Source organism: Pseudomonas baetica (genome assembly GCF_019733355.1).
Taxonomy (GTDB): Bacteria; Pseudomonadota; Gammaproteobacteria; order Pseudomonadales; family Pseudomonadaceae; genus Aquipseudomonas; species Aquipseudomonas baetica_A.
Window position 1 is genome coordinate 1 of sequence record NZ_JAIHLQ010000047.1, and the last position, 11580, is coordinate 11580.

Here is an 11580-nt window from a genome sequence, read left to right on the forward strand (position 1 = left end):
ATCCTGCGTTGCTGCCTGCCTTAAGGGTGGCCGGATGAGCGTGGAATGGGTGGCCGGATCATCGTGGAATCAGTGGCCGGATGTTTATGGAATAGGTGGCCGGATGGCCGTGGAATCCGCAGCCTTGGTCATCGTTGGATAGGATCAGGTCAAGTCCTGCAATCACTGTTTTGGAAATGAACTGCTCGGGGGTTGTTAAGTTGAGCGCGATGAACTCGTACGCCCCCACATCAGCCTTCTGACTCAAGGCGTAATAGCTGGAGAGGGTGGGTTGGCTATCCAGATCAAGCAGCAGAACGCGCAGACCCGCATCTGCCAATAGGCCGCCAAGGTTGGCGACTATCGTGGTTTTACCCACGCCTCCTTTGGTGGAGACCACCGAAATCACACGCATGGCATCAGGCCTGGTTATCTAAGCGTTCAACGACCCACTGCTCAATCTCCAGCGAGTCCCAGCCGACCGCACGCATGCCAATGCGTTTAGCCTGAGGAAATTTACCTTCCTTCATCAAGTTGTAGATGTGGGCACGCTTGAAACCGGTTTTACGCTCCACCTCGTCGCGCCGCATGATATGACGTTCGATTTGTTTTGGCGGTGTAGCAACGGTGGGGGAGGATTGGTGGGACATGGTGGTCACTCCTAGAGCCAGATGGCGTTGGGTGGGAAGTGACCTGGATTCAATACCAGAAAATGCTGTCGGTCATTGCAATGCAACGTCGGTGATTGCAGTGCAACCCTCATCTTTTGGCTTGGGCGAGACTACGTTTGGCGGCCGCAAATTTCTCGTCCAACGATCGCTTGCTAAGCCCCGGTACTCCGTCGTAATGCGCGGTTATAGAGTCGACGATAGAAGCCTGGCTATCGAAAATAGAGTGCTTTCTTCCTGTTGAAGACGATCCCAGTATGGTACTTACCAGCGCTCCAATGACATTCAGGTAGCTCGCTTTACTTTGGTTACTGAGCTGCTCTTTGTTTTCGGCAAGCATGCGCAGATTTTCGCGCTCCAGCCCAGCTGCTTTTAGCTCATCGATCAGCGTTTGGAGATGCTTCTTGGTTGCCTTTAGCTGCACCTGTAAGGCGTCCCGATCTGCTTGCAATATCAAGTAGGTGCTGTAATGGATAGCAACTTGATCCGCTGTAACTTGGCTGAAAAGGAAGGGGGGGCGCTGATCTGGATGGTAGTGAAACATCCACCGCTTTAAATCCGAATGCCTGACGGTCAGTAATTTAATATCGACGGGAGTACCTGGTGCAACCGTAGTTCCCAGAGCTCCGTAAGGTAGTTCGTGGTTTCGGATGGCATCCAGAATTTTTTCCATTTTGATGTGCAAGCAGGGCCATTGTGGAAAGCCCTGGATAATTCGCCCTGGGGTCTCCCATGCTGACTCCAGAATCTGAGCCTCATGAGCAATTAAATCGCACCAGCGTATTGCTGCTTCGATTGGACTATAAAACAGCTTTTCGATCGAGCCGAAGCTATTGCGGTCGTACATAGAGGTCGCCTTGTTATCAAAGGGCAGACCCGCTAGGTAATGTCTAAAGATCCAACACTTGACCTAGGCTTCCATGCGGTTGCTGTCCTATTTTCCCTGATAAGTTGCAATTTCTGTGGTCCTGATGCTGTTTTTCAGGTGTTTTTGTAGGGCACTATTCGAAGATTGCCGAGCCGTTCCCTCACAGGACGGTTTGGGCGTCACAGAGCAACACGAACGATTGATACGATACCCGTAAATATTGTTTGACACGTCAGTAGTCCGTCGTACCGGCTGAAGCACTCATCAACGCCATCCACCGTCATGACAATTCTCGAGGCGCTGATTCAGGTGCCGACCTTGTTCGATGTCCAATACTTCGGAAACCATCAGACCGCACAAAAAACCTTGCATTTGATGATATGTGTTTACCATTCCCGCATGATGTAGGGCTTCCCAGCGATATGCTTCGACCTGAGGTCGCAAAAGTGGCAGATCTTCTCGAGGGTCTACCAACCTGCACAAGTCATCAAAAAACTGATTGGTGGCGCCTTGTAGGGGCTCAAGCATGAATTGCCCTCCTTCTCGTTGATACCCGACCCAGAGCGGAAAACTGGCGACCATGGAGATTCGCGCAGTCTAGAGTCGAGCCGCGATCTGCTGCTGTGTACCACCATAATCACTATGCATTTTTGACGCCGTCCTGTCTCTGCCTAGAAGGTTTTTTACTCAAATAGGAAGCAGGGAATTCATAGTAGGTCGCACATTTGCTTTCGAAGAAATGAGCTTGCCGCTACCAAGCGACCCAAACGAATGGTGCTATTTTGAGGTACAGCCCAGCATGGGTAGTGAATAGGTGTGTAGACGGTATTAGTGGTCGATGAGGTTAGGTGAAGATCCTTCTTCTGATAGCTAGCTAGCGTCTTGAAATCAACGATCCAGCACTAAAGTTGCCGACCGGTCTTGGCAGCCGAGGCCTAAGGCGACAGCTGCAGGAGAAAAACGCCATAGCCCCAAAGGAGAAAATGCTTATGGCGGAGAGCCACCAGAGCTAAAAGTAGGATCGACCCAATTTAAGCACGTGGCATCTAAAACGAATTTCGCGTTACGTCTGCCCGTAGGCTGTCATTTGATTATCAAGATTGTATGAAGGGGCTATCAATTATTTATTAAGGGCTGGATATTCAGAGGCCTGGGCGATGAATGGCCGATCAGATTGCGGTCAGCATTCGAATGCGAGCTTTTGGCAAAGACTTGAGCTTGATCACTAGACATTAATTTGCTGGCCGGGGGAGGCGGTTGGAATCTTAAGCATACCGACCCGGTCTTGGCCCAGATCTACTGTAGATCAACATGAGCCTGTTTAGGGCGCTATGAGTCTGAGAGCTCCTAGTGCCAGCGCAGCCATTCGCCACGCCGCCGGAATATTTAACATGTGTGTGTCTTTGGTTATACGATATTTCTTTATAAATCAATTGGTTAGTAGTTTTAGAAAGGCTGAAGTTAGTTGTAAATCAGCACCTTGACGAAATATTGACAAAAGCTCGACCGATTATTCAAAAGATCGAGATAGTTTAGAGGCCATGATCATAAAAAGAGGTGTTGTGATGGCCCAGATGTCCAAGTTCGAGCGCTCGCTTATTATTAGCAAGCTTGAGTTGTACGCCGAACGGCTTGCCGAGCTAGCGTTCGATCTTAAGCGTTCTAGCCAACCACACAATGGGGTGGAGCTTATGGCCCAGGTGGAGCAGTTGATAAATTTAATTGATAGCCTTAAGGCGATAGATATCGATTAATCTGCGTGTTGCGCTCAGGTTACGCCTTGTCGTTTCGAGGTCATTTTAAGAATCTACGCGTCGCTGGTTTACCTTTTGTTAGGGTAAGCGCCGGCCAAGTGACCTACCTAAGCTAAAGGTTTGTGGTTACTGCATGAGATCGAGTACCAGGAGGACTACCGTTGCTATTGAGCATCGAGCCGATCGCACTGTGAGTGCTACGCCTGTAAGCATCCTGTTGCCTGTCCATCTGCACAGCGCTTTTTTCCGCTGGGAGAGGTGCGAGTGTCTCCTCAAGCCTAAAGCTGTCGGTGCTGATCTGTCTCTCCTAGAGTATCAAGTCCTAGCCGGACGCTTACGTCAAGATGAGTTGGCCGTACGCTTAATTGTTAGGCCCTGTACTACAGGGTGCAAGTGTTGGTGACAATGGTTATCTAATAGAATGCATTCGCATGCATGCAACGGTTAGCATTTTTGGGTAAATGTTCGCCGAACAAGCCTAGCGTAGCTAAGCGGAGTGTCACTCGATCGGGATCGTCCTGTTCTAGTCTCTGAGTCTCTGAGCAATGTGGGGCGGGCGGGTAGGCGAAAAAGACCGGCAGTTAGTCGGGGGCCACGATCTCGGACTCAAACTGGTGAGTAAGCGGCCGGCGAACACACCTTCAAAATCCCAGCATTAAGGGCGATGGTGTCCGCGTATTTTTAAGCGGACGCGATCGCCCTTATCGCCGGGATTTCCATGCGCCAACGAAGCTCTTACCCCAAACCATTCAAAGCCCAAGTCGTTCAGGAATGCCTGCAACCCGGAGCGACAATTTCCAGCGTAGCTATCCATCACGGCATCAACGCCAACGTGATCCGCAAGTGGCTACCGATTTATCGGGATCAACCCGTCGCAGCCTTGCCTGCCTTCGTTCCGGTAAAACCGGCGCCAAGGCGTGCAACTGAAGAGATGGTGATCATCTCGCTGCCTCTGGGTGATAAGTCCATCACCGTAAAATGGCCAGTCTCGGATCCGGACGGCTGCGCGTGTTTCATTCGTGGTCTGGCTCAATGATTCGCGTTGATGCCATCTGGCTTGCCACCGAACCCATGGACATGCGCGCCGGCACTGAAACGGCACTGGCCCGAGTAGTTGCGGTGTTCGGTGCGGCGAAGCCGCACTGCGCTTACCTCTTTGCCAACCGGCGGGCCAACCGGATGAAAGTCCTGGTGCACGACGGCGTCGGTATCTGGCTGGCGGCGCGCCGTTTGAACCAGGGCAAGTTCCATTGGCCGGGCATCCATCGTGGGACTGAGGTTGAACTCGACCCCGAGCAACTCCAAGTACTGGTACTTGGATTACCTTGGCAACGAGTGGGTACGGGCGGCGCAATTACATTGCTTTAAATATTGCCTTTTAGCTGAAGCAGTCGCGCTGCTTTGGTAAAATCCACGGCATGACTTTCTTGCTCAATCTCGACCAAATGACCCCGGAACAGCTCCGCGCGCTGGCCGAGCGGGCCGTGCATTTGCAGGCCCAGGTCGACACCATGAGCAAGAAGATCCATCGAATCGAGACGGTCAACGAGCAGCTCACTCACGAGATCGCCATCCTTAAACGCCACAAGTTCGCCAAACGCAGCGAGCAGATCAGCCCGGCGCAAGGCAGCTTGCTCGATGACCTGCTTAATACTGACCTCGAAGCCATCGAGGCCGAGTTAAAAGCCCTTCATCCAGCACCTGCGCAGGCAGAACCACGCCAGCAACCCAAGCGTGCGCCGTTGCCACCGCAGTTCCCACGCACTGTGATCCATCACGACCCGGACGACACGCAATGCGCGTGCGGCTGCCAGCTTCAGCGCATCGGTGAAGATGTCAGTGAGAAGCTGGATTACACGCCGGGCGTGTTCACTGTCGAGCAGCATGTGCGTGGGAAATGGGCCTGCCGGCAGTGCGAAACACTGATCCAGGCGCCGGTGCCGCCTCAAGTGATCGACAAGGGCATCCCCACGGCGGGCCTGCTGGCGCATGTGATGGTGGCCAAGTTCGCCGACCACCTGCCGCTGTATCGACAGGAGAAGATCTTCCGCCGTGCCGGCCTGGCTATCCCGCGCTCGACACTGGCGCAGTGGGTGGGTCAAACCGGCGTGCAGCTTCAGCCGCTGGTCGATGCGCTGCGCGAGGTGGTGCTGGCCCAGCGCGTGGTTCACGCCGATGAAACGCCGGTACAAATGCTGGCGCCCGGCGAGAAGAAAACCCACCGCGCTTATGTCTGGGCCTACAGCACTACGCCATTCTCGGCCCTCAAGGCCGTGGTCTACGACTTCAGCCCCAGCCGTGCCGGCGAACATGCGCGCAACTTCCTGGGCACCTGGAACGGGAAGCTGGTCTGTGATGACTTTGCCGGCTACAAGGCCAGCTTTGAGCTGGGCATCACCGAGATCGGCTGCATGGCCCATGCGCGCCGCAAGTTCTTCGACCTGCATGTAGCCAATAAAAGCCAGTTGGCAGAGCAGGCGCTTCACTCGATTGGCGGGCTGTATGAAGTCGAGCGACACGCCAAGGAAATGAGCGACGAAGACCGTTGGCGATTACGCCAGGAAACGGCAGTGCCCATCGCTGAAAAGCTGCATGAGTGGATGTTGGCTCAGCGTGCACTTGTGCCCGAGGGTTCAGCTACGGCCAAGGCCCTGGATTACAGTCTCAAACGCTGGGTAGCGCTGACGCGCTACCTGGAAGATGGTGCTGTGCCCATCGACAACAATCAGATCGAGAACTTGATCCGGCCGTGGGCGCTTGGGCGGTCGAACTGGTTGTTTGCAGGATCGTTACGCAGCGGCAAGCGGGCGGCGGCGATCATGAGCCTGATCCAGTCAGCGCGCATCAACGGGCATGATCCGTATGCTTATCTCAAGGACGTGCTGACGCGGTTGCCGACGCAGCGGGCCAGCGAGATCGAGCGACTGCTGCCGCATCAGTGGATCCCTGCCTGATCTGTGCAAGGTGTGTTCGCTGGCCGCTTACACTGGTGATTGTATTAGGCCGTTACTGCGCAGCGGCAAACCAGCGGCAGCGATCATGAGCTTGATCCAGTCTGCACGGCTGGATGGGCATGAGCCGTATGCCTATTTGAAGGGCGTTCTCACGCGTCTACCGACGCAACGGGCAAGTGATATATTGTAGCTATTGCCCCATCGGTGGTGCGTTGGCAGCATACAGTAACCGTTGCCCTCTCATAAAAAAATCTCCGGTGCTAACATTTACAGTGAAACTCTTCGGAATGTTTCAGGATAGTCGAGTACAAGGCTGTGCTCATCCACTTCGAGATCAGCAGTAAATGCCCGAAAAAATCCCTCATATCGGTACTGTCGATTGAGTATTAGGCACCTATAGCGTTGCTGGGCAGACCTAGGTAATAAATCACCTGTAACTTGGGAAAGTAAAGGAACATACGCTACAACGATATCTTCACTAGCCTGCTCCCGTAATTTGAGGCGCTTGATAGGCAGCGTGTTCGTTGCAGGTGTCACGCCGATATCGACATCCAAACAACCCGCTAATGATGGTATTGACTCGTCGCGAAGCAGATCGTGCCAGCGCCCCTCGCCATCAGCGCTTACGTGCATACGTGGGCCGCCGACATACTCGACCCGCACCTCGCGTGTGCGGAAATGAGCGTCAGTACGGACATAGTAGTGCGCACCGTAATCTCCTTCGCGAGTACCGATGACAACGCCTTCAAGGATTGAATGATCACCACCCTCAAAAAACGAGCAATGATCCAGGCCATGCCCGGCCCAATCGCACCATTGAGCAACTGTCTTCATCCGTTTCTTCCTTTGCGGAGCGTGTTAGCAATGTTACTAGGTGAGCGAAGCTTGCAGCGTAGAGAGGCTCATGGGTTTGATCCTATCGCCGCGTCTGAACTTAGATGATACGTATGGGGCGCCGCAGGAATACCTCGCACAACTGGTGAGAAGTAATGCAAAATTACTGCCGAAATTCGTTATCGATAAAGCACGCAAAGTGAGTCGGCTGGTCGCTTACCGCCCTTTCCCTCCGAGCTTGGCCTATCTGTGAGCCATCGGTCGCATCGAAAATTGGACGCGACCGACGCCCGCTGTCGCCTATCACCGGCCCGGGGAGGGCGTTATGGTGGAGCGCTTTCGATTAAGCGCTTGCTGTAAGTCTAGACGTGGTGTTCTTTTTCCTTGTTGGTAATCCGCTCCCCGATGCTGCCTGCGAAAAGTAGGTCATACAATACCGGGATCAACCCTAATGTGACTAAGGTGCCTAGCGCCAAACCGCCAATTAGCGTAATCGCCATGCCTGTCCACAAAGGGCCGGCGAACATCATCAACGGGATCAGTCCGACAATGCAGGTCAGTTTGGTCATCAAGATCGGCCTTAGCCGTTCTACGGCTGCCGTCAGTACAGCATCATGGCGGGATTGGCCTTCGGCGACACCCACCTCAATTCGCTCCAGCAGCAAGACCGCATTATTCACAATGATCCCTGCCAAGGACAGTAATCCAAATGTCGCCATAAATCCAAACGGATAGCCGGTCACCACCAATGCCAGTGCGGCTCCAATAAGTACAAATGGGATGCTGGCGACGATGATCAGCAGTTTTCGGAACGAGTTGAATTGCCAGACGAACAGTAACAACATCGACAATACGGCAACTGGCATATATTGCACTAACGACTCATTGGCCTCTGCGGACTCCTCCATTTCCCCGCCAATTTCAATGTGATATCCAGGTGGAAGTTTAAACTCTGCCACCTTCGGCGCAATCTGCGCGACTAGGGTCGCCGCCGTCAGCTCGGGATTACGGCCTGAGATGGTAATGGTCCGATTTAAATTCCGACGCTGAATCGCAGAGGGCTCTGAACTGAGTGTCACCTGCGCTACAGCAGCCAGCGGAACCGGCGAGCCGTTCGCTTGCGGATAGATCAATGTGCTACCCACGTCTTCAGCTTGGTCACGCTCAGTCGTCGACCCACGTAGCATGATGGGCACCGTCGTGTCATCGTCATGGATCTGAGACACCTGTGCGCCTGAGTACCGAGTCTGTAGCGCTTGAGCGACATCGGCGCTGGTCACGCCAGCGCGTCGGGCGCGCACCTGGTCAACCACCACTTCGTAACGTGAGATTCGAGCATCCCAATCGTCCTGCACGTTGACCGTGCCTGGCAGACCATGCAAAGCCCTAGCTATATGGTCGGCCGCTGCACGTAATACGGTCTCGTCCGGTCCGCTGACGCGATAGACCGCCTTTCCAGATTCGGTAGTGCCAAGGGAAAATCGTTTTGGCTCAGCACGCACTTGCGGGTAGGTCTCAAGCATATGATTGCGCACGCGCGCGATCACCGCATCCATGTCGCTACCTTGGCGCACACTGATGGTGAAGTAACCGGCGTTCGTCGCAGGCAGCGGTGGATTCAATCCCAGTACGATACGTGGGCCACCGTCTGAGACATAGCCGATGCTGTCGACAATTTCTGGATTTTCCTGGTCATTCGCTAGCCAGTTGCTGATGTCCTTGACGGTCTGCAGTGTCTTACGAGAATCGGTACCCGGTTCTAGCGTCAATGGCATCTGAAATTGCAACCGATCTGACTCAGGCAAAAAACTGTAGGGGAGGGACGCGAGTACCGCAACGGCTCCAGTCAGCATAACCAGCATCACGGCAATGAACATCAGTTTATGGAGCATGAGCGCTTGGATAACGCGTCGATAGCCCCGATACAATTTTGAATCGTAGGCAGCCTCATTATTGTCTGCTGGGGCGTGAGCCTTGGCAAAGTAAAGGCACAACAAGGGTGTCACCGTCAGGCTCAATACCCACGACCCCAGCAGCGTTACAGCGAGCACTATCGGAAGTGATCTCAAGTACTCGTTTGTGCTGGTCTGACCTAGGAAAAAAGGTGAAAACGCCAACACAATAACCAAGGATGAAGTCAACAGTGGAATGGCTAACGTACGCCCTGCCTCTATGCAGGCGGAGCGGCGCTCCTCTCCAGCCTGAAGACGTCGTTCAATGTCTTCGGCAATCACAATGCCGTTATCCACCAGAAGTCCCAGGGCGATGATGATCGCTGCGATGGACACCGTTTGCAGTTCGACCTTCAGAGCGCTCATAACAATTAATGACCCGAGAATGGTTAGCGGCACGATTGCTCCCACCACAAGCCCGGTGCGCCAGCCCAGGAATAACATCACCACAGCCATCACGATAATGACCGTCTCGGCCATCACGCTGTTCATCTTGCCCATTTCACGCTCAACCACGTCGGCCTGGAAGGTCACGACGTGTTGGGAAAAACCGGCAGGCAGTTGCTTGGCGATTTCGTTCAATCGTTGACGTAATTGGAGGCCGAAAGCTGCAATGTTCTGGCCGGATGCCATCGAAACGGCAAGTACGACGGCCGGTTGCCCCTCATAAATTGCCGCCGTTTCCGGCGGATCGGCTGGCATCAAACGAACGTCTGCCAATTCACCCAATGCCACAACTGTTGTGTCATTGCCCCTCGGTGCGGAGATTAGAAAGCGACGCAGGTCGTCCAGAGTACGCATCTCACCGGTAGTCATAACGGTGAAAGCCGATCCGGAAACAGAGGGCAGTCCTCCAGGTGTCACAACGTTTTGAGTACGCAGTTGCTCCAGTACAGCGTTGGGACTTAGCCCGAGGCCAGCCAGGCGCTGGCGGTCAAATTCGAGGTAGATGCGTTCTTCTTGCAAGCCGTATATAGAGACACGTTCAACACCTGGTAAAGCGTAGAGCTGCTCACGAGTATTTTTAAGCTGCTCGCGTATTTCGCTCATGCTAAAACCGGGTGCCGTGACTGCGACTGACGCTACCGCCACGCGGCCGAAATCATCATCGACAAACGGCCCGAGGGTGCCCTGCGGGTATCCTGCAGCTGCCTCGTTCGCCTTAGCGCGTACTCGCTGCCACAGCGCGCTAAGATCTTTGACCTGGTCGTAGGCCGTGATCTGAATCATTGCGCTTCCGGGGCGCACAGTTGTGATGATCTTTTTGATGCCCGCCAGTTCACGTAACTTTTCTTCGGTCGGTCTGGCTAGCAAATTTTCTATGCGCTCTGCCGGCATACCCGGGAAGTAAATTGCGACAAGCGCGTCACGAATGGTGATCGTTGGCTCCTCTTGAGAGGGGAACCGAAGAAACGTTAGTACGCCGCCTATCAAAATCAGAAGTGCGGTAAATAAAGTCAGCCGGCTCGCGCCGAGTGCGCTTCGCGTCAGGTTCATAAGGCTTTGTCTCGGCCAATGTGGGTGGCGGGTTGATACAGACGCACCTCCTGACCATCAACCAGGAATGCGGCGCCTGCAACCACGACGGTTTCGCCGACGGCAAGGCCTTCATGTACAAGCACTCGACCGTTCTCCACCGTTTCGGGGGTGACCTCACGACGGCTGACTTTGGAGGTCCTTGGGTCATACACAAAGACACTCGCTTGTTTGCTCTGCGTTTGTGGGAGAAGTGCTGTCACCGGTACAGAGGGTGATTGTGCTTGCGCTATTGGCAACGTAATTAGGACTGCCTCGCCGCTTCGCAGCTCGCTGTTAGGCTCGACGGGACGAAAGATGGCTTGTACCAGCGCGCCATTTTCCAAGCGACTGGACAGGCTTTCCAATCGGATGGAGACAACTCGCGTGGGGTTTGTATTTGTATAGGCTGACGCGACATCCCCAGGCTTGAGTTTAGTGACCAATGTCGCGGGAAGCATACCGACGACTTCAGCCTTCTCGGCGCCCTCAATCTGAAGCACGCTTTGTCCCGCTGTCACATCTACGAAGGGCTGAACTGAACGAGCGACTATGCGTCCATTAAATGGCGACACAATGGCGCTGGTGCGCACGGCTCGACTGGCCAGGGCCTCTGTTGCCTTTGCGCTGTCCAACTGCTCGTTGGCACTCAGGTAGGCCGCACGCGCACCAGCGAGGGTAGCGGGTGAGATCACGCGATCATCAAACAATGCTTGTTGCTGGCGAAAATTCAGCTCTCGTTCAGCTTTTTGCGCTTTTGCAGCGCTCACATCCGCACGGGCTTGTTGTAGTTTAAGTTGTGCAGGCTCTGGATCCAGCCGTGCGAGTGTTTGTCCGCGCCGAACCGTATCGCCAACATCCACGGCGATGGAAGCTATACGGCCTGAACCTTCAAAACTCAGATCAGCGCGTTGTTCAATCCGGATCCGACCCATAATAGGGAGGCGATTGCCATCGCTATCACGCACGGTTTCAACCTTCACCGAACGAGGTGGGGGTTGTGGGGGCGGTGTTGAACGACCGCATCCAGCAATTAGACTTAACATCATTATTAAA

The 11580-nt window shown here is 54.1% G+C and carries 11 protein-coding genes and 1 pseudogene; 5 read left to right on the forward strand and 7 right to left on the reverse strand.

The window, feature by feature from the left end:
• Positions 1-121 precede the first annotated feature (121 nt).
• The 4 genes and pseudogenes from K5E40_RS29290 to K5E40_RS29305 all read right to left on the reverse strand — a co-directional run.
• Positions 122-394 (reverse strand): annotated as a pseudogene (locus K5E40_RS29290) (ParA family protein); the annotation flags it as partial.
• 4 nt (positions 395-398) lie between these two features.
• A complete protein-coding gene (locus K5E40_RS29295) occupies positions 399-629 on the reverse strand; it encodes an AlpA family transcriptional regulator (protein WP_153326019.1) in 231 nt (76 codons plus the stop codon).
• 109 nt (positions 630-738) lie between these two features.
• Entirely contained in the window at positions 739-1494 is a 756-nt protein-coding gene (locus tag K5E40_RS29300) for a hypothetical protein (protein ID WP_221733721.1), read from the reverse strand.
• A gap of 285 nt (positions 1495-1779) precedes the next feature.
• Positions 1780-2043 (reverse strand): hypothetical protein, encoded by a 264-nt coding sequence (locus tag K5E40_RS29305; RefSeq protein WP_221733722.1) that lies wholly within the window; start codon positions 2041-2043, stop codon positions 1780-1782.
• Positions 2044-3080: 1037 nt separating this feature from the next.
• Between K5E40_RS29305 and K5E40_RS29310 the strand changes: the two genes are divergently transcribed.
• The 5 genes from K5E40_RS29310 to K5E40_RS29330 all read left to right on the forward strand — a co-directional run bounded on the left by K5E40_RS29310 (position 3081) and on the right by K5E40_RS29330 (position 6413).
• Positions 3081-3269, forward strand: a complete 189-nt coding sequence (locus K5E40_RS29310; RefSeq protein WP_221733723.1) for a hypothetical protein — start codon at positions 3081-3083, stop codon at positions 3267-3269.
• A 718-nt stretch (positions 3270-3987) separates the two neighbouring features.
• Positions 3988-4305, forward strand: a complete 318-nt coding sequence (tnpA, locus tag K5E40_RS29315; RefSeq protein WP_076965118.1) for an IS66-like element accessory protein TnpA — start codon at positions 3988-3990, stop codon at positions 4303-4305.
• Positions 4302-4637 (forward strand): IS66 family insertion sequence element accessory protein TnpB, encoded by a 336-nt coding sequence (gene tnpB / locus K5E40_RS35205; RefSeq protein ID WP_076965119.1) that lies wholly within the window; start codon positions 4302-4304, stop codon positions 4635-4637. Before tnpA ends, tnpB begins: the two co-directional genes overlap by 4 nt.
• Before the next feature lie 50 nt (positions 4638-4687).
• Positions 4688-6223 carry an IS66 family transposase gene (tnpC, locus tag K5E40_RS29325; RefSeq protein ID WP_221733724.1) on the forward strand — a complete coding sequence of 512 codons (1536 nt, stop codon included), beginning with the start codon at positions 4688-4690 and terminating at the stop codon, positions 6221-6223.
• A gap of 85 nt (positions 6224-6308) precedes the next feature.
• On the forward strand, positions 6309-6413 hold the full coding sequence (locus K5E40_RS29330) for a transposase domain-containing protein (RefSeq protein WP_409339155.1): 105 nt from the start codon (positions 6309-6311) through the stop codon (positions 6411-6413).
• 77 nt (positions 6414-6490) lie between these two features.
• Here the strand turns inward: K5E40_RS29330 and K5E40_RS29335 are convergent, their stop codons facing one another.
• The 3 genes from K5E40_RS29335 to K5E40_RS29345 form a co-directional block, all read right to left on the reverse strand.
• Positions 6491-7057: a putative glycolipid-binding domain-containing protein gene (locus tag K5E40_RS29335; protein ID WP_221733725.1), complete on the reverse strand. Its 567-nt coding sequence runs from the start codon at positions 7055-7057 to the stop codon at positions 6491-6493.
• A gap of 362 nt (positions 7058-7419) precedes the next feature.
• Positions 7420-10506: an efflux RND transporter permease subunit gene (locus K5E40_RS29340; protein ID WP_221733726.1), complete on the reverse strand. Its 3087-nt coding sequence runs from the start codon at positions 10504-10506 to the stop codon at positions 7420-7422.
• Positions 10503-11573: an efflux RND transporter periplasmic adaptor subunit gene (locus tag K5E40_RS29345; RefSeq protein WP_311775988.1), complete on the reverse strand. Its 1071-nt coding sequence runs from the start codon at positions 11571-11573 to the stop codon at positions 10503-10505. The genes K5E40_RS29340 and K5E40_RS29345 overlap by 4 nt, the downstream gene beginning before the upstream one ends.
• Positions 11574-11580 lie beyond the last annotated feature (7 nt).

Excerpts from the sequence above, each read along its gene's own strand:
- K5E40_RS29330 (WP_409339155.1), top strand. The coding sequence starts at position 6,309 with ATGAGCTTGATCCAGTCTGCACGGCTGGATGGGCATGAGCCGTATGCC.
- K5E40_RS29300 (WP_221733721.1), bottom strand. The coding sequence starts at position 1,494 with ATGTACGACCGCAATAGCTTCGGCTCGATCGAAAAGCTGTTTTATAGT.
- tnpC (WP_221733724.1), top strand. The coding sequence starts at position 4,688 with ATGACTTTCTTGCTCAATCTCGACCAAATGACCCCGGAACAGCTCCGC.
- K5E40_RS29310 (WP_221733723.1), top strand. The coding sequence starts at position 3,081 with ATGGCCCAGATGTCCAAGTTCGAGCGCTCGCTTATTATTAGCAAGCTT.
- K5E40_RS29345 (WP_311775988.1), bottom strand. The coding sequence starts at position 11,573 with ATGATGTTAAGTCTAATTGCTGGATGCGGTCGTTCAACACCGCCCCCA.
- K5E40_RS29305 (WP_221733722.1), bottom strand. The coding sequence starts at position 2,043 with ATGCTTGAGCCCCTACAAGGCGCCACCAATCAGTTTTTTGATGACTTG.
- K5E40_RS29295 (WP_153326019.1), bottom strand. The coding sequence starts at position 629 with ATGTCCCACCAATCCTCCCCCACCGTTGCTACACCGCCAAAACAAATC.
- K5E40_RS29340 (WP_221733726.1), bottom strand. The coding sequence starts at position 10,506 with ATGAACCTGACGCGAAGCGCACTCGGCGCGAGCCGGCTGACTTTATTT.
- tnpA (WP_076965118.1), top strand. The coding sequence starts at position 3,988 with ATGCGCCAACGAAGCTCTTACCCCAAACCATTCAAAGCCCAAGTCGTT.
- tnpB (WP_076965119.1), top strand. The coding sequence starts at position 4,302 with ATGATTCGCGTTGATGCCATCTGGCTTGCCACCGAACCCATGGACATG.
- K5E40_RS29335 (WP_221733725.1), bottom strand. The coding sequence starts at position 7,057 with ATGAAGACAGTTGCTCAATGGTGCGATTGGGCCGGGCATGGCCTGGAT.